This window comes from Paenibacillus sp. G34, assembly GCF_056856875.1.
The window spans coordinates 1178008-1196554 of the sequence record NZ_CM166469.1 but is presented as its reverse complement, the minus strand read 5'-3'; the positions used below and the strand labels follow the sequence as shown (position 1 = coordinate 1196554).

21 protein-coding genes are annotated in these 18547 nt (G+C 41.0%); 5 read left to right on the top strand and 16 right to left on the bottom strand.

What is annotated here, in order from left to right; translation table 11 throughout:
• Positions 1-17: 17 nt before the first annotated feature.
• From AC1VYS_RS05295 to AC1VYS_RS05275, 5 genes are all read right to left on the bottom strand, one after another.
• Entirely contained in the window at positions 18-506 is a 489-nt protein-coding gene (locus AC1VYS_RS05295) for a stalk domain-containing protein (protein WP_482913320.1), read from the bottom strand.
• 484 nt (positions 507-990) lie between these two features.
• Entirely contained in the window at positions 991-1242 is a 252-nt protein-coding gene (locus AC1VYS_RS05290) for a helix-turn-helix domain-containing protein (protein ID WP_482913319.1), read from the bottom strand.
• Positions 1229-1402 carry a YvrJ family protein gene (locus AC1VYS_RS05285; RefSeq protein ID WP_482913318.1) on the bottom strand — a complete coding sequence of 58 codons (174 nt, stop codon included), beginning with the start codon at positions 1400-1402 and terminating at the stop codon, positions 1229-1231. The genes AC1VYS_RS05290 and AC1VYS_RS05285 overlap by 14 nt, the downstream gene beginning before the upstream one ends.
• Positions 1403-2032, bottom strand: a complete 630-nt coding sequence (locus tag AC1VYS_RS05280) for a sigma-70 family RNA polymerase sigma factor (RefSeq protein ID WP_482913317.1) — start codon at positions 2030-2032, stop codon at positions 1403-1405. It abuts the gene before it with no gap.
• Between the two features lie 256 nt (positions 2033-2288).
• The gene (locus tag AC1VYS_RS05275) at positions 2289-3050 is read right to left on the bottom strand and encodes a hypothetical protein (protein ID WP_482913316.1); all 762 of its coding nucleotides are present in this window, start codon (positions 3048-3050) and stop codon (positions 2289-2291) included.
• 83 nt (positions 3051-3133) lie between these two features.
• On the opposite strand from AC1VYS_RS05275, the gene AC1VYS_RS05270 reads away from it, so the two are divergent.
• From AC1VYS_RS05270 to AC1VYS_RS05250, 5 genes are all read left to right on the top strand, one after another.
• Entirely contained in the window at positions 3134-3853 is a 720-nt protein-coding gene (locus AC1VYS_RS05270) for a lysozyme family protein (protein ID WP_482913315.1), read from the top strand.
• Between the two features lie 214 nt (positions 3854-4067).
• Complete coding sequence (locus AC1VYS_RS05265; protein WP_482913314.1) at positions 4068-4667, top strand: RNA polymerase sigma factor; 600 nt, start codon at positions 4068-4070, stop codon at positions 4665-4667.
• On the top strand, positions 4615-5589 hold the full coding sequence (locus AC1VYS_RS05260) for a DUF4367 domain-containing protein (protein ID WP_482913313.1): 975 nt from the start codon (positions 4615-4617) through the stop codon (positions 5587-5589). The genes AC1VYS_RS05265 and AC1VYS_RS05260 overlap by 53 nt, the downstream gene beginning before the upstream one ends.
• A 306-nt stretch (positions 5590-5895) precedes the next feature.
• Complete coding sequence (locus tag AC1VYS_RS05255) at positions 5896-6792, top strand: DUF4367 domain-containing protein (protein ID WP_482913312.1); 897 nt, start codon at positions 5896-5898, stop codon at positions 6790-6792.
• A gap of 334 nt (positions 6793-7126) precedes the next feature.
• Entirely contained in the window at positions 7127-7570 is a 444-nt protein-coding gene (locus tag AC1VYS_RS05250; protein WP_482913311.1) for a hypothetical protein, read from the top strand.
• Between the two features lie 177 nt (positions 7571-7747).
• Here the strand turns inward: AC1VYS_RS05250 and AC1VYS_RS05245 are convergent, their stop codons facing one another.
• The 11 genes from AC1VYS_RS05245 to AC1VYS_RS05195 all read right to left on the bottom strand — a co-directional run bounded on the left by AC1VYS_RS05245 (position 7748) and on the right by AC1VYS_RS05195 (position 18526).
• Positions 7748-8404, bottom strand: coding sequence for a hypothetical protein (locus AC1VYS_RS05245; protein WP_482913310.1), 657 nt, complete (start codon positions 8402-8404; stop codon positions 7748-7750).
• 591 nt (positions 8405-8995) lie between these two features.
• Positions 8996-9160, bottom strand: coding sequence for a hypothetical protein (locus tag AC1VYS_RS05240; protein WP_482913309.1), 165 nt, complete (start codon positions 9158-9160; stop codon positions 8996-8998).
• A gap of 80 nt (positions 9161-9240) precedes the next feature.
• Positions 9241-9726 (bottom strand): hypothetical protein, encoded by a 486-nt coding sequence (locus AC1VYS_RS05235; protein WP_482913308.1) that lies wholly within the window; start codon positions 9724-9726, stop codon positions 9241-9243.
• A 77-nt stretch (positions 9727-9803) separates the two neighbouring features.
• Positions 9804-10181 (bottom strand): hypothetical protein, encoded by a 378-nt coding sequence (locus AC1VYS_RS05230; RefSeq protein ID WP_482913307.1) that lies wholly within the window; start codon positions 10179-10181, stop codon positions 9804-9806.
• A 103-nt stretch (positions 10182-10284) separates the two neighbouring features.
• A complete protein-coding gene (locus AC1VYS_RS05225; protein WP_482913306.1) occupies positions 10285-10614 on the bottom strand; it encodes a hypothetical protein in 330 nt (109 codons plus the stop codon).
• A 19-nt stretch (positions 10615-10633) separates the two neighbouring features.
• Complete coding sequence (locus AC1VYS_RS05220; protein WP_482913305.1) at positions 10634-10996, bottom strand: hypothetical protein; 363 nt, start codon at positions 10994-10996, stop codon at positions 10634-10636.
• Between the two features lie 161 nt (positions 10997-11157).
• Positions 11158-11793, bottom strand: coding sequence for a hypothetical protein (locus AC1VYS_RS05215; protein ID WP_482913304.1), 636 nt, complete (start codon positions 11791-11793; stop codon positions 11158-11160).
• A gap of 17 nt (positions 11794-11810) precedes the next feature.
• Positions 11811-12122 (bottom strand): hypothetical protein, encoded by a 312-nt coding sequence (locus tag AC1VYS_RS05210; protein ID WP_482913303.1) that lies wholly within the window; start codon positions 12120-12122, stop codon positions 11811-11813.
• Positions 12123-12289: 167 nt separating this feature from the next.
• A complete protein-coding gene (locus AC1VYS_RS05205) occupies positions 12290-14728 on the bottom strand; it encodes a DEAD/DEAH box helicase family protein (RefSeq protein ID WP_482913302.1) in 2439 nt (812 codons plus the stop codon).
• A complete protein-coding gene (locus AC1VYS_RS05200; RefSeq protein WP_293200237.1) occupies positions 14712-15038 on the bottom strand; it encodes a nucleoside triphosphate pyrophosphohydrolase in 327 nt (108 codons plus the stop codon). The genes AC1VYS_RS05205 and AC1VYS_RS05200 overlap by 17 nt, the downstream gene beginning before the upstream one ends.
• Positions 15039-15370: 332 nt before the next feature.
• Positions 15371-18526 (bottom strand): type I restriction endonuclease subunit R, encoded by a 3156-nt coding sequence (locus AC1VYS_RS05195; RefSeq protein ID WP_482913301.1) that lies wholly within the window; start codon positions 18524-18526, stop codon positions 15371-15373.
• Between the last annotated feature and the right edge of the window lie 21 nt (positions 18527-18547).

Here is an 18547-nt window from a genome sequence, read left to right as displayed (position 1 = left end):
TTGTCATTCACTTCATCTTATTGAATGCTCGACATTTGCGCCGAGATGGACACGTTCCCCTCTTTTACAATCACCTCGTTGAAAAAAGGTTCAAAGAATGACGCAGGCACATACGTTACGCCTTTCCTGGATTGAACGGGTACAGCCAACTCTACATCCTGAGTCAGATTGATGACTTTCAACTTGCCCGTAAACTTGGCTTGTGTGCTTCCATCCTTTACGACAACGGACTGGATGCTATCTTCCACACGAATAGCCTTATCCGCTACCATCCAGCTGACCTTGTATCCCAGAGATTCTGCCGTCGCACGCAAAGGCACCAAGACGGTTCCTTTATGCTCGAAAGGCATCAGTTCGGGCTTACTTGTCTGAATCGCTTTGCCGTTCACGGTTAAAGTGTAGGCTGGTTCGGACGCCGCTGCACTGACTTGTGTGGCTGAAGCATACATTGCACCAGCTATGGTCACAACACATATTGCTGTAGCGAACAGTATCCATTTTTTCATACCATGTCCTCCCTTCTGTTTCGATTGTCAACCTCTCTATTGTGGTAAACGTGATCACAACGGGTTTAGTTTCATAGAAACACATTATTATTTTGCTGATTTATGTATTCACTCTATAAACGAATAATTATAGTAGAAGTATTGCTATGGGGATTTCCCAGATTAAATTATATTGTTCCCCACCAAAGGCTTTTAAGCAATTATTTCGAATTCCAGATGTAATACTAAAATTACTAAATAACTCTTATGAAAGTGATCTTTGATACAAGGCTCCAGATGATCCGGATCGAGTGATGTTCGAAGGTCAGATTCATGATGCAGTTAAACAGCTATCCGATTGATCGAATAAATGGGAGTACGATAGAGTCCAAAGGCATACCGCTATAACAGGGAGTAGTCCCATGTGATATGCCTTTCCTGCTATACCGATATCGAACCTCAGGAGCAGTCCAGAATCCTTTTAAGAAGATATGCTCATACACTTTCACCCGTTACCCAGCAGCTGTCTGCAGAACTCTGAATATGTAGGCATATCCTTCAACTTATAATTCAAAATTTTGATCATTAGTCCTTCAACAATACTCTGTGACAAATCATCGCGTTCTTGGGGGCTAACCTGGTATCTCATCCGCTGGATGATTGGTTGAAAAGCGTCAATAATATGAAGCAAACTTTCCTTGTCCCCACTTTGTGCTCTTTGAACTGCATCATAGAAATTAAGTTTATCTTGATTCATCTTTAATCACCGCTTTAATAACTTCTATTAGTGTACCGATGTTTGCTGAGAGCTGGTCCAGTTTTTTCTCGAAACGGGTAAACAAATACAATGTTATCATAATAGGAAATCCAACCTGACCAATGCCAGCTATGAAAGTTGTAATTAAACTACTCTCCATTTATGATCCCTCCCCCAACATCGTCGTTTTCATTTTTTTTAAAGCGGTATTTCTTGTCTTCGCTACAGCCTGCTGACTGACCTGAAGTTTAGTAGCAATTTCGTGATCACGGTAACCAAAACCATAATATAACGTTGTTACATGCTTTTGTTTATCCGTTAATTTCCGGTATGCAGACTCCACATGTTCATCTGTAAAATTTCCCTTTAGAAACATCGAATGCTCATCTGGTTGGGCAGTATCAAAAGAACTCTGGTAGGTACTCTTTATCTCACCGATACACACAATTGAATCATCGGAGGAAGGTTTATCATAGATCAGTACGTTTCGAGCAGCATAGCGCTGATTACGTCGCATCTGATCAATACTCATAAACTGCAACGAAGAAGTGATATAGGCGATAAACCGAATTTGAAAAAAGTACCTGCGGAAAGACTCATTCAGCGCCTCTTTTTTGTCATTCTCTCCCCTCATAGAACCCAACAATAAATTCTGGTTATTCTCCTGCTTAAAAAAATTCACGATAACCTGATTACAGAATAATTCAGGATTTTGATTTCTGTACTCCTCAAATTTCGAATAGACTTTATCTACTTTGTAATCATACGCCGCTTTCCCTAAAATACTCATTTTGTTTGCCTCCTATATTCTTGATATATAAGAAGGAGTGTTTAATGACAAAAAAAACAACCGCAAAGGGAACATTTGTTCCTATTTATTATACTATATTTTTTTCCAATGCGTACATTTCTTTAAATTAAATACTATGTTCTGTGATTAAGTTAAACAAAAAGAAGACATCAACCACATGGTCGATGTCTTACTCTATTAAAAACAGTTACCCTCATATGAATGATAACTATTCATGTTATTCCTCAAACATTGGTTACTCTACGCCAGGATATCCATTGAATTTCTTAGAAGTATCCAGTTTGATCGTTACCTCTTTAGTTGTTCGATCATCAGATGAAAACCATTTTTCTAAAATATCGTACTCATTTGTTTCTAATGCTGCCGTTTCAATTGTAAAGTGATTGGCATCCTTCCAATCATAAGAAATGACAGGCCAAGTTGGCATTAACATGAACTGCTCTTCAAGTTTAGGTGATGAATACCCAATCAATGTGAATGAATGAAGATCGATCGCAACAACAATTTGTTTCCTTACCAATCCTCCCTCATCATAGGCATAACGCATCAATACCTTCGTATTGTCGGGGGAAAGCTTATAGTCTTGAAATATCCCAGTAGGTAGGTTTAAACTCTGATTCTTCTCACTACTTGATTTCACCAAAATGGTAGAGCACTCTTTGTTTCCACAACTATATTGGAGCAAATTAATCTTTTCCGGAATGGGTACATCCAACGCAGTGAATCGTGTACGAGCAATCTCGTCCTGCAGATCTTCTTCTTGCAATAAATAATTTTTGTACTGAGGAATATCAGCAAGGGGTAATTTTAGGGACTTTCCCTCTTTTTTGATTTCAATCTCATCCGGCAGGGAATACGCAGCAGTCCCAACGTCTCCCGCTTCATGGCTTGTTACTTCGCTAACCGGCTTAGCAGAAACATGATTTATATAGAGCCATACTAGACTTCCAGATCCAATCATGAGCAAGAGTAAAAAAAAGGTTACATATTTTCTCATAATTTATTTCCTCATTTCAGGTTGTTTTATAGCCTACTTCATTCGCTTTATGAGTATTCCCAAACATAAGGAGATGAAGCAATATGGCACTTACAGACAGTTTAAAAGACAAATTGTTGAGAAACACAGGATTTTTCGAAGGAAACAAGGATTATTCAAATGTTACAGGTAATTTTGATGGACAGGGGTTATCCTTTGGGATCATTCAGTACAATTTTGGACAGGGGACACTTCAACCTCTTTTGAAGGAGTACATTCAGAACAACGAAACTGAGTTCAAAGCAGTCTTTGGTGCTTCCAAAGCAGCTACACTAAAAGATGTTGTGAATAACAAAACAAAATCTCAACAAATCGCTTGGGGTGATAGCATATCAACAAGTGGTGGTAATGTCGTATCCGAGTGGAAAACCCTTTTTGAAGCTATGGGAGCCAAATCCGCTAATCAGTCACTTCAACGCAAATATGCCCAAAGCTATTTAGATCGTGCAGTTAGCTTCGCTGGAAAATTTGGAATTATAAGCACGCAAGGACTGGCTTTTCTGTTCGACCATGCCGTTCAGTCATGGAGCTTTTCTGGAGAAAGTTCGATTATTGCCGAGATCACCTCTCTCGAAAAAGCATGGAGAAACAGTGGCGAAACGACGCGATATCCGGATAAAGATCGTCTCTTCTCCGTATTGAAAGGCGTTAACGGCTCTGATCCCATCGCCCGCAGAACAGCTATCCGCAATGGTTCAGGAACAGTACATGGAAAAAGCTATAACATCTCAACCTTCGGTTTATCGTATTCAACCAACTTTTGATATCGTAAAACGGGCACCCCATTAGTGGGGTGTTTTTCCAGTTATATGCATTATATCTTGATTAGCTGTTATATGTTGTTTCAGTTTGGTATCAAAATTGGATGTAAGAGAAGCAGTATTGTAACAAAAAAGATCATTCCTTAACTTTTCCTTATCGCACCTGTCACATTTCGCCCTCCTCGTTCCGTCATACTATATGTGAGGGGGGAATCACTTGGAAGAACCAATTCATCAGATTATCACAGATGTGTTGCAAGGAAATAAAGAGAAGTACGCCCAGATCGTCATCCGCTGTGAGAAATTTATTTTCAATTACTGTTACCACATGCTGGGGGACTATGGAGAGGCGGAGGACTGCAGCCAAGAGGTATTCCTGAAAGCGTATCGCGGACTGCACACCTATCAGCCTGACCGGCCTTTTGAAGCCTGGCTGTATCGTATTGCCTACAATCATTCTATTGATATGCTTCGCAAGCGCAAGGTCACGAGATTACTGCCTTTTCTGTACAAAAATGACCGGGAGAACAATCATGTCGATCAAGCGATTGATCACAAATATTATAATCCGGCTGTCTTACACGCCCTTGCCGCGCTGTCCGCAGAAGAACGAAGCCTGCTGATTCTGCGCTGTGTCGAGGATAAAAGCTACCATGATATCAGTCTTATTCTCAATCAGAATGCGGCCTACCTTCGCAAAAAATTTCAACGAGCTGCTGCTAAATTCAGAAAGAACTACGTCAGTCAAGAGGAGGAAAAGCCAAATGAGTCCCAACGATCCCGGACAAGACCTGAAAGCACTGTTTCAAAAGGTTGAACCGCTTGACCAGACCCTGCAAAAGCGAGTCATGCATGAGATTAACCAGGAATTCGTCCCAAAAGAACGCTTCTTCGTTAAACATCGTGTCGGTGTGCTTCTCCTCGTTGGGCTGCTGCTGACCGTATCCACCGGCTTTGCGGCAATAAAGTATCAGTCGTTATTCAACGACAATGGGGATGTGCTTTTCGAAGAAAAACCACTGTCTGCTGATTATACATATAAGCTTGATGCGGAAGAGCAGGAACGAATTCATCGCATGAATGAAATCTGGGTGAATGAGATTGAACCGGGAAAAGCTGCACTGATCTATGTCGTGCCGAATAATCCACATCATCAGTTTGATATCAAGTCAAACCCGTTCATGATCGATAGCTTTGGGGAATTAAACCAGATGGTTCATGTCCCGGGCATACCGCTGCATCAAGAGCTCTCGGGAGCTTCACGTACCTATGCTTTCCAGAAAGCCAGCGTGTATATGGAATATGAGCAGGACCTATATGAGCTTTCGGATGAAAAAAAGGATGTCTTGGTCCGCAAGCTGCGCCTTCAAGCTCAATCTGCCGGGAAAGATTATGCGCTCATGCCGGTTGCATTCACCGATGAATTCCAGCTATCTTCCATCACTTATACCAGCGGTATAAATGAAATTTCACTAAGCGTGATGAACAGCAAGGATACCGGACCACTGATTGCTTCTTATGACGAGAATCTGAATACCACCAGCCGTAAACTCAAGATACACGGACAGGACGTGATTGCGCGCACATACGGGGGGGATGTTACAGAATTAATGTGGGTGTATCAGGAGCCTGAAACCAAGTATGCATACCACTACACACTTGGTGTTCGTGAAGGGGTCGTTCCTCCAGAAGAATTAATCCATATTGCCGAGACACTTATTCCGGCATCCAAGAATTAATCTTATCCATCCATGTTATATGAAAAAAAAGGCTTATCCACTTCAATCCTTTGAAGCATGATAAGCCTTTCTTCTATTTTTTTGAATTAAAAAAATAAAACCATAAATTACAATATTTAATAATTAAATTGTCACATCTTCAGTACACCGTTCCGTTATACCAAGTGTAAGAAGGGGGAAGGACAAAATGTTATCTGATCCTGAGTCAGGAGGGAAAGGCCATTGGAGCACTTGGAACTCGGGCACGACCTGAAATCCCGATTTCAAAGAGTCGAACCCGTAGATACTGCACTGCATCACCGAATCATGAGCCAGATTTATCTCGAAGTAGAGCCAAAACCAAAGGAGAGATTTTTTGTGAAATACAAAGTTAGTTTACTGCTTACTCTAGGTTTATTGTTAACCGCGTCGACCGGATTTGCTGCCGTGAAGTATCATTCTCTGACCAACGGTAACGGAGATGTGCTTTTTCAAGAAAAACCAATGACCCACACAGTCTCTGAACGTACCGAAGATGATGACAAAAGAATTCGTCTCATGAATAACATCTGGGTGGATCAGATTAAACCAGGTGAAGCAGCGATTATCTACATCGCGCCTAACAATCCGAATCAGGAACTCTACCTCAAGGCCAATTCTCATATTATTAAAAGTTTCACCACGCTACAAAAAATGGTTAAAGTTCCAGGTCAACCTCTAGCTAAAAAGATTGCTGGCAAGGGAAAGGAAAACTATACGTTCCAAAAAGCAAGCGTGCATATGGAGCATGGAATGGACCTCAACAAGCTCTCGGAGACAGAGAAACAAGACATCGCCGCCAAACTTCTCCTGGAAGCGCAGGCTTCAGGAAAAGACTACGCCTTGATGCCCGTTCCTTTTACGGACGAGTTCTGGCTCACCACCCTGATTTACACCAGCGGTAAAAAGGAAGTTGCTCTGACCATTCTGAACAGTCAGGACACCGGTACAGTCACTGCCTCGTATCAAGATAGCCTGAAAGTCACCAGTCATAAGATTAAAATTAACGGGCAGGATGTCATCCAGCGGAAGTATGGCGGCGGATCATCAGAGCTCATATGGGTATATGAAGATCCAAAAACCAAGTATGCTTATCATTACGTGCTGAGATCAGCGAAAGGCAATATTCCCGATGAAGAGCTGCTTCGCATGGCTAAAACGATGGTTCCAGCTGGGAAGAAGTAGAGTGTGGTCGCCACTCCAATCCTCATTTCAGTTATCTATACTTTCTATGATTGTATCACTTACTATTCAATCACAATCCCTTTGCATTTAAAATTCATAGTTATGTAAAGGTCTAATAGATTCGATTCTTTTTTCCTAGCCCTTTCGTATTAATATACACCTATTTCACTTATTAGGTATCATATGGGAATTGTATATGTTAGGGTTATACCTGTAGTCCAACACAAGTAATTCTGCTTGAAACTCTCATACTTATACTATGAACGCGTATCCTTCGTGCTACACCCTTAAAAACAGAAATTTCAGTTATACACAAGTAGAGAGGTGATCTTATATGCAAACCAAAAGTAATAAACTTCCCTCACTCTTTTTACTTATGTACACGTTTCTATTGCTTATCAGTTACAGCATGTATGTGATTTTAGAGAATACCCGGTTAAGCCATGCTCAACAGTGGCTTTCTGAGACTAACATTACACAAAATGATGTTGACTCCATTAGCCAGCTCGGAAGATGGACAACCCTCTCAGAATCGGTGTTCCTCATTATAGTTGTGCTTGCAATGAGTGTTGTCATGGTGCGGTATCAGAAGAAACCTGTCAACCAATTTTTCATTGGGAATCTAGCACTGTTTGTTGGCTTTGCAGTACTTAGTTACGTCATTTCGCTTATGAGTTCCATGCCTATTGGCAACTTAATTCAACCCGTAATCATACCTACGTTTATACTCATTGCCGTTTATTTTTATCGGTTATGGAGAACAAGATATGAAAAATAGAAACCAGACTACATACTCTAAAGGGTGCGTGGTCTGGTTTTTATTTGAATGTTCTATTCTATATAAGTTGAACTAAAGATTAGAAAACTAGAGACTTCTATCAGCATTACAAGGGGGACACAGCCCTTGACATTTCCAATTCAAAATTACACTTGCTTGACAGTTTACTACTTCTGTTTAGAAACTTTTTTTGAGTGCCTGCTCAAATAGTTCATAAAATTTCAATTGCTCTTCTACATAACTGGTTGTCTTTTTCTGATATTGTGCTTTCGATTGATATTCTACCTGCTCAACAAAGTTAATTACGATCAACTTGTTTTTATATCTAAGAAAGTACTCGTCAATCATGGGTCTTTCCAGATCGTGATACTCTTCAATGACATTCTCATTTCTGGCTTGTGAGATCGTATTGATGGTAATAAATTCAGATTCTTCTTTGAACTCAACACCATCCAGATAGATGAAGTTGACTTTAATAATCATGTTAGATTTTTGGGATTTGTAAAAAAGGTCGTATTTGGTAGGAACTTCAGAGGTTAATGCATCTGTTTTCTCTTTATCTATGGTTACACTGTCTGGGAAAGATACCGTTCCTGCAGCGATATAGTCATCTGGAGAAATGAGTTTGAACTGTGGTGATGGATCAAAATTTTCTTTGAAGGTATAAAATTGATCTCTATACTCTGTGTACTTATCTTCATTATTGGTTGTTGTCATATCAATGTTAGTTGATGGTGTACTTTCCTCTTTGTTCGCTTGAATATCGCTACTACATCCTCCCAATATACAAGCCGTTAATATCCATGCGGTAAAGATCACTTTGGCATTTTTCATTAATTATCACTCCTGCTCCTTTTATGAAGAAAGGGGATCTTACGATCCCCTTTGAATACGTAATTGGATTATTTGAGACCAAGACTTCGAATGAATGTCCAAATCATCTGATGGATAAACTTTTGCATTGATAGTAATAGTATTGTACGCTTTTTTATTCGGGTTGGCAGTACTATAGGTATAGTAGGTTAATCCGCCTCCATTTTGAGTTCCCGCATAAAACATATCAATATAGCCCCATTTTTTAGCTGGTACTGTTGCTTTAGTGGAAGCACCTACAGCTTCATTTGTAGCTCGTGTTTCTTTATAACCTATGGAATATTCGTTTTTGAGACCACCAAAAATCCAACCTCTTTCTTTTTGTTATTGAACTAACAACACAAAGCATTACAAAGTTACACTATTTATGAAAAAATATTCAATAAAATATATTATTATGGTTTTTAAATCCATATACAAGCGATTGTTTTTTTTGAAAAAAAGGACCACCTTCTGTAACGAAAGTGGTCCATTGATCATTAGATATAAAATTTAATATGCACCCTGTTACTGTCCTTGCTCAAAATTCACATGTAACCGATACAGACATATTTACCTTGTCCAGCGATATAATACTTCCTTTTCTTCGGCATCCTCCACTTCTACATTCAGCGAGAACACGTCTAACCGAGTTACACTTCCCTTTCTTCCGCTCCACTTGGACATGGGCATATCGATAATCGGATTTTTGATTTCACTTTTCGTCTTCTCATTCACTGACCCATATTCAGATAATCCTGATTGCGAGCTTCTTGCGGCTTAAGAGTTAGTTGGACTTATTCAAAAATTCTGGTTATCTATAAGGAATCCGGATTCATATAACACCAATCAGATAAATTTGAAGTTTTCAAAGCATCCTCCAGATCAGACAATGTATAGACCCGGTCTTCCTCCATCCAAACCACCATCTGTGGATGTTTTACGAGGAAATGATACAGAAAGATTAGGGTGATCTCTTCATTTTGATAAACCTCATCGATCATAAGCGTGTTAAAATATACCCGCCCGTCCTCTCTCCATTCCAATTCTATGTATTGATATGGAACAGGCTCATCATATACATCGACTCTAATCGTATTATTTACCGTATCAAGGTCTGATACTTGTTGCTCTGAAAATGAAATACCAAAGGCACCATGTTTCAAGTTCTGTTCTGAATCTACATCTTGTATTCCAGAAACGATATGTAATCTCGCTTCCCTACAGGCTTGTTGTATATCTCTCACCAAACGAGCTATCGGTATATTACTGTTCTCTTCTACTAACACAAAAGCGGATGCCATTCCTTCATTACCTCCAAACGAAAACAGCCCATCACTTCTCTACTAGAAGTTGAGGCGGGCCTTTGATTTAAACTTATTTATTTGTTGAAGACGATATTCTGCTGTTCACTCTCAACAATCTTATTCTCATATATCTGCCAGCACCAATGATAATCTCCATCATGATCATCGATCAAAAAATATCCTGTTACATCTTGAATGTTAGCCATCTCCGAAAGCTGTTTCCTCATAAAATCAAGATGATACTCTCTGACATCTGCCCCATAAAATACATAAGCTGTCCAGTTAATTTGCTTCTCCGGGAATGTCCAGCCCGACTGGTAAATTGCCAATTTATCCTCATCTAGTAAACCTTCATTAGAACTCGCTGTGAAGTCATCCCTTATCTTTTTCACTTCGCTAACTGTATTCTCATCACACTCCAACCAACCTCTAACCGATACATACTTTCCCATGTCCAAAACTCCTTTGGTCAGTAAAAATGCAGTGAAAATCATTACGTCCAGAATGACTCTAGTTAAGTTTACAGGGCCTGGACTGAAATTCCGTGTTGTTAGATCAATCTCTCAATATTTCCATCCATTTAAATATTTCATCTCTTAGGGATTCATCACATTGTTCAAGAGCTCCATCTAACAATAGGTTAAACATCTCTTTACGACTTCCCGTTGTCAGCCACTTATCTAATTCAATATCCTTTAATCCTGGTGGCAACTCTTCAAAATCACTCCACCACTCCGCTATTGCATGCAATAACCACCCGATTTCGTCAGAAAATTTCGTGGCATTTTGATCTACAACGATAAAAATACACTGAATCACTGCACCTAATTGAGCATCTTGTATATAACGTGTTCGCTGATTATAACGAATTGCACTTTGTGACAAACGAATCTCCCCCTACTCACTAATTCGGTATGGTGGGAGGATAGAGTTGTTTATGCTCCAGCTCGAACCATTGCTCAATATGGTTGCATAATAGAGGAATATCTTGAATCGCCAGTTCACAGACGTCATTATATGACGCTTGAAGCACATCCCGCAGTTCCATATTTACCTGATATGTCTCGGCTTGTTTCGCATAGTATACAACAGCAGGTTCAACAACATAATTTTGATGTCTGGTTACAGGACTTACATGAATTATCCATTTCAAGTTACCTTTGAACTCCTCAATACATGGCTTTAATTGTTCGTAAACCTGATCGGCATTGTGAAATCTGAAATAAAAACCAGCAGGACGCTCATACATCCGATTCGGTTTGTACATCTCTGTCCTACTCCATGCGTAAGATCCTAATTTGGCCAATGTATAAGCCATAAGTTCCTCTGGTAATAACTCATCTTTGTTTTTTTGATAAATACTCTTTGACACACTCTCCACCAACCTCTAGTTGATTCACACTTCCCTACATCCACTTGCCATTTTTTTTACGAAGCAAAGTAACTACTCACAATTTGGGTTAGTTTATCATTTCCAAGCTCAATATTGGTTAAGTAGTCTATAAAAAATGTGTGGATATGTTCTTCTTTGAATAAACTCAAATACTCGAATGCAGCTATCAACAAATCATCCTCTGAATAGATCTGCTCTACCAGCCTTGTTTTGGCGAACTGAATTACTTCGTATACGAACGTGTCACACTTCGCGTGTATTAGCATATTAAAAACAAAGTCAATCTCATCTTCGTTGTTACTCTCCAGAATATTTTTTATTTCGGAAACTTCTAATTCTGCGAGATAAAATCTGGCCTTAACTTGTCTGAAAGCGCGTAGAGCCCTTGGATCATCATTATAAAACTCTTCCCAAAATGCGATATAAGCGAGCTCCCCGGGAACTCTGGCAGATGATTGATTAGATTTGTTTAAGACCGTCCATTCACCATATAACTTATCTGAAACTACATCAAAAAACATCGAATCATACGGAACAACCTGCTTCGCATCATTTTCAATTCTATAGTACGTATTTCCCGAAGCCGTAGATTCTATTTCATATACGATATAGCTTTGATCCAATGATAAATTGGTTTGTAATGTTACTGTATCTTTAAGCTGAACTCTCATCGTCTCACTCCAATCCGTTATTCTTCTATGGATTGAATCGCGTATTCGATATCTTGCTCCATATCCAGGTCGGGATATTTCTTTTGCAGCTCTAGAAGACAATGTATAAATGCTCGACTCTGAAATTCGGCAGACAAATCCTCAAATATCTCACATAACCAATACAATTCCGTTTCCTTACTCTGCTCTAAAAATGCTATCGCACTTTCCTCATTGCTCTTTAGCAAATTCACCAAGTCATGCCATATGAACTGAATTGCCGGATCATCAGGATGTAAGTTCCCTCTCTTCTGTACTAACGCATTTACTTCTCTAAGGAAATCTGCCAAGTTGCACTCTCCTTAATGGTTGCCTGGAGTTATTGGAGCAATTGTTCAGATATTGTCTCAGATCAGTGCTCAATCAAGTCTTCATTATAAAAACATAAGCAGCAACGAAGCCCATTTTGTCCCCGCTTCACTGCCACTTATATCTCATCAATATATCTAATTAGAGTTTATCCCCGCTCAAAATACGCATGCAACCGATACAGACATATTTCCCGTGTCCAGCGATATAACACTGCTCGTTCTTCAGAGTTATGCACTTCTACATTTAGCGAGAACACACCATTTTCAAACCGCGTCATACTTCCCTTTGCCCCGCTCCACTTAGACATGGGCATGTCAATGATTAGCTTCACGATCTCATTTTCAGTCTTCTCATTCCATTCCGTGAGTGCGACCTTACCTTTATCTGAAAAGTCCTTTCGTTTCCGATACTCTTTCTCTGTCAGGTACGTATAGAAAAATTCAGCCATTTCACCCGGTGTGATTGGTTCCATCCAGTGCACTTCGCCTCGCTCCAGCATATAGAGCAGCACGACCATTTTATAGCTTTTGTTCATCAGCGTCTTCTCTACATCCCGCAGCCATGCCTCGTGCCGAACATAGATTTCTCCCTCAGCCGGGGATAATAATTCCGCCCAGTAAAGGAAACCGACATATGAGCCAAATTCGCTCCGGTATCCGATGCTTTTAGACTGCCCCATAAGATGAAGCTCCAGATAAGTCGGGATGCGACCAAGCTCACGTTTGACAGCCAGAAAATCCTGATGCAATTTCTCGCGGCGTGGCATCCGCTTGCGGCTTAGCTCCTGAAGCAGATTTACTACCCGGGTCTCCAAATGAATGCCGCAGTTATCCGGAACCTCCGGTATACCTACGTCCAGCGCTTTCCCACCGCGTTCCTCTTCTCCCCGTACATCAAACAGGCTAAGCTTCACATCTGCATTGCGATAATTCCCCATCAGGTCGATGATAACACAGTGTGACTTTCCTTCGGCTAACCTCAACCCGCGACCTACCTGCTGGGTGAATACGGTAAGTGACTCGGTTGGACGCACGAAGAGTAGCGTATCTACGCTTGGAATATCCGTTCCCTCATTAAATAGATCTACGGTCAGCACAATTTCCAATTCACCCGCACCCAGCCGCCGGATGGCTTCCTCACGCGACATTTCCGATGTACGGGAATGCAGACTAAGCACCTCTACCCCCTGACTGCGGAAATACGTAGCCAAGTAGTCTGCTTGTCGAATAGATGAGCAAAAACCGATGGTTCTCGTCTGCTTGTGCCGCATCCAGGCCGCATAGATCGTTTCCACATGCTCCTCTTGTAGCTGAACGGACATAAGCTGTTCTTCATCATACTTGGTGCCGATTAAGCGAATTTTGGAATAGTCGGTATCATCGAATACACCGTAATACTGGAACGGCGCCAGCCACCCACACCTGATCGCTTCGATAAAATGCATCTGGTAAGCGACATTCCCGTCACACAGTGCATATACATCCTTACCATCCAGTCGATCCGGGGTTGCCGTAATGCCAAGCAAAAACTGCGGACTGAAATACTCAATGACCTTCATATACGTCTTTGCCGCCGCATGGTGGAACTCATCCACCACGATCAGATCAAAGGCATCAGCAGCAAACACATCCCGATGTCGTTGCAAACTTAGTGTATAGATCGAAGCATACACACAGTCCGCCTCTCCGTCCTTATGCTTGCCGTTAAATATCCCATGACTACGTTCGGGCATGATCTGTTGGAACGATTTTTTCGCCTGATTCAAGATCTCTTCCCGGTGCGCTATGAACAAAATCCGCTCAAACCTTTGGGCGAAAAAGCCCGCCAAATAGGTTTTACCAAGTCCCGTTGCCATTACCACCATGGCTCTTTCATACTGTTCTTCCATCGTGGCGTTCAATGCTTCGAGTGCATCTAACTGGGCAAATCGCGGCTGAATAGGCAAAAGAGAAAAGACAGCAGACTCTTGTTCGGTCTCCTCATCTGGTGGCCTTGTGCCAAACTCTGCTTCCTCCATCTCCATGATCCGCTGGATCATCTCCGGGTTCTTCTGGTGATACTGCCGGTACTCTTCTTCATATTGTGCGATGGAATCCGGGTTCACTGGCAAGGTGGTCTCGTGATAAAAACTCTGCATAAACTTCTCCAAAGCCGACTGAAACGTATACGGTTCTGCCTCCGCATTCATGGCCAAATTCCATTCATAACCCGTCTTGAGTGCCGTGAACGAAAAATTCGATGAGCCGACGATCAGCATGCCTTCCCCATGTTCATGATCAAACAGATACGCTTTCGGATGAAAAGAAGTACCCATGCTTCGCCAAAGTCTTGCTTCGATTCGTGAATCAACCTCACAGAGCGCCCGTAACCCCTCTGGCTGTGTGATGTATAAATAATCTCCCGCGAGCATCCGCACTTCTGCTCCGCGTTCTGCTGCCCGTTTCAAATGCGGAGCAAGCAGCTTCACACCAGACTGCATAATAAAGGACGTCATAATATAAATCCCGGATGCATGCTGCATCCGGGCAATCAGTTCGTCTGCCAAGTTATCTGTAATGAGTTTAACGTTAAGCTTCGTCGACATCGATCAGATACACTCTCTCCTGAAATCCTCCACGTGCCTCGGCTTTGTCTGCACGCAGCTTGTCCAACTGCGCTGCATTAGCTCCATGAACCTCCGCCAGCGCCCGGATTACTTCGAGCATATCTGCCAGTTCCTCCAGCGCTTCCTGATCGCTTCCTGCACTCATGTATTCTTCCGACTCTTCACTCAGCTTTGTTCTCAATTCTTGCTTATATTCCTCCGGGTCCAGAATGCGCGTCCGGCATTCCTTACCGCTGGATGTGATAATATGCGGAATCTTGTCCCGCACCAATTTGTTGTATGTAGGCATGTGGTATATCATCCTCTCTGCTGTGAGAACATTCTGGCTATGCGCCAGAATCTCCCTTTTTGCCATTATACCATTTGCCATGGATGGTGAACGCTTGATTTTGTAAAGTGGCGGGGGAGTATCATTTGTAGTTAATTAAAAAACCATTCCAACTCATATACGAGTTGAAATGGGCGATTATGAGTTAGAGTATTTTCAATTTTCGAATCCTCTCTAGATCAGAAGGATTCTCGTCTATATCTACTCATCATTTCTGTTATGAAGCAAAGTAATTACTAACGCACCTTGTACCGCATTGCTTTAAAAAAATTACCACAAGGAGACGAGTAACTCTAGCGTAATTCATCATCCAACGGCACAATAACTTCATCTAAGGCAATCTTCCATTTACGCTTCATTTCTGGTGCATATTTTAATGGCTTAGCATCTGGATGTATAGCTTTATACTTATCAAACTGCTTACTATCAATGATTCCTCCGATATTTGGGATTGGATCCATGCCTATGACGTATTGAACCGCAGATAAATAAAGTTCATTTTCCTCCACAAACCAAGTTTGTGCAAATTCCTGAATTGCCGTATTCCGTGCGCTTTTGAAGAAACGCCTTTTTACTAGAAGAATATCTTCCTCCGTGTCTACCTCTTTGGTGTCAATCGCGTTTAAAATTGCTCGGTATACCTCTTTAACCTTTTCTGATTTCTTCAGTTTTTGAAGAGCCTTTTCGATCTCGTGACGGATATTTTGATTATTGGCCAAGTATGATTCCAGTAATCTGTCAATATAGGTTGAGTCAATATCATAGATCTTAATGGTATTATCACCATAAAATTCAATGTCTGAAAAGTTCGGACCGGGGCCTTCGTTGTCATCGCTCTCAACAATTAATGATCCCTTAACCGTGTTGTAGATACCAATGTATTCTTCTAGAGTCTTCGCCTGTTCTTGAAGTATCGTTGATTTCTCCATTTCATCGTTGTAATCATCGTAGGTGACCAACGCTTCAAAGGCGTTGTTCAACTCCTGAAATGCCTTCACAAATTCAATCCGGGTTTCTAGAGCTGAGTGTTCGTTGATGTCACTTGGATCTGGAACTAGTTTTGTTAGCTTTTTATGAGCTTTCTGGAAGCGTTCCTTGGATTCACCATAAGTTGGATATACAAGAGTAGATTCCTCTCGTGCATGCGAATACAACCTCGTGGCATCCTTCACATTTTGCTCCATTGACGCAGGCTTTCGGAAAGTGACAATCAACCCTTTTTTCTTATCTGGATAAGTACGATTCGTCCGAGAAAAGGCTTGGATCAAATTCGCGTAACTCAAATTCCGATCCACAAATAACGTTTGAATCGTTGGGGCGTCAAATCCAGTCAACAGGCGATCTACAACAATGACCAAGTCAATTTGTTTTCCAAATTGTTTGAATTCCGCTTTCTTACGGGCTAACCGATTATTGATATCCCCATTATAACGTTCGATATCCTCTATAGACCAAGCAGTATGATAATAATTGTTGTAAACGTTTATTATTACCTTCACCTCATCTTGAATTTGTTTGGAATTCTCTTCATTTTCCTGCATCGAATAGGTGATGGCTATCCGAGGGAAGTCTGGATCCTCAATGGTACGGCCTGTTCGAATTGGGTGTCCTGCAAATTCTTTCGTTAACCATTCAGGATCCTGAGTCATCTCTTTAATCGCCTGGTAATACCGTTTGGCCATGTCAATCGAGCTTGTGGTTAAGATCGCAGACTTTTGCGGGCGGCCATTTTGAAAATCAAATTTGATGTAGGCATTATCGGGCCGGAAGATCTTATGGATTACCTTCTCGATATGTTCATCGCTTTCATATGTAGAAGGATCAATATAAGATTCCTTTTCTATTCCTTCCATTTGATCGATTCGTTCATTAATATCATCATCACTGTCATCAGGGAACTTTATACAAAGTTGATTAAAAATATAATTATTTAACGAAGTAGGCTCAATCGTATCCTCATGCTCTACCTGAAATCCCAATACAGCCCCATCATCCAAAGCATTCTTAATCGTATAAGTATGTAAGACTTCTCCATACTGATCATGCGTGGTACGAGCCAGTTGGCCTTTTGCCTGTTTTTTATTTTCATTAAATATCGGAGTGCCTGTAAAACCAAACCATGTTGAATTGGGGAAGAATCCCTTGATCGCATCCATTCCTTCTGCACTTAACGCCCGGTGGCATTCATCGACCACAAACACAATGTGCTGCCCCAGAAGCTTCTTGAAACGCTGGGTGCCTTTTTGTTCTTCTTGCTTCTCAGCATAGCGTAAGGCTGCCTCTAATTTTTGGCGAGTCGTGATGATTACAATATTGGAATTGGCATCCGATAGTAATGTTTGGCTCAATTCTTTCGCACTTCCGGTGCCAACAATTAAGCTGTTAAACCTGGCATTACCCGAGGAAATGCCTGTATTAAATTCGGAAGCAAATTTGGTAAACTCTGTTGTAGTTTGGTTATCTAAATCTTTTCGGTCAATGAGCATAATGGTGCGATCTACACCGGGTTTACGAGCCAATAACTTCGTCGAAACAAAACTGGTCAAGGTTTTCCCTGAACCGGTTGCATGCCATATATGACCAGATTGATGCTTCATGGCAGCAGTAAATAATGCTTCTATCGCATGGATTTGATACGGCTGCAACACCATTAATGCTTTGTTATCTTGATCCTCACTCACAATGGTATAATTGGCGATCAAACGATGCGCATCCGGAATATTTAAGACTTGTTTTACAAATTCGTAGAGGTTTTCTACTTTCCGATTGTCCGTTGTCCGCCAACCGAAGATAAACTTCTTGTGCATATATTTAGGTAATGCATTGGCAAAATAGCGAGTTGTTTGTTCGTTAGAAATGACGAAAATTTGCAGAGTAGAGAAGATATTATTTCGAAACATCCCTTCCTCTGCGTATTTCTTAATTTGATTATAGGCTTGAAACACCCCGTCTTTAGCACTGGCTTGCTTGAGTTCAATTTGAACAATGGGCAGGCCATTAATTAATAGGGTCACATCAAACCTGCGATCACGATCATCAATACTAGCTTTCTTTTTCGCAATCTGATGAACAACTTCATATGTAGAGATTCCACCGCCAATGTCTTGATTGGAATAGAGCACTAAAGACATTGACCCCAGAGTTACATCTTCTCGTTCAATCGTGATCCGAGCAATTCCGTTCTCCCCTTTGAGCCATTTAGCAGCATCAAAGGGAGTTTGGGTTTTGAGTAGTAATTCGGTTCTAATTGTGTCAAATTCCTTATCAGAAATAGGGCATTCACCAATTTCTGATAAGTTGTTTTGCGTAATTTTTTGACGCAAGTTCTTCCATAGATCTTCTTCTGATTTTAGGTCTGGACGATAATTCCACTGATTACGCCCTTCGCCAAGTACTTCAATAAGACGACGTTCTATTTCGGATTCATTATTGTGAGGTATCTTCGACATCTGTATCCCTCTCTTCTGGTG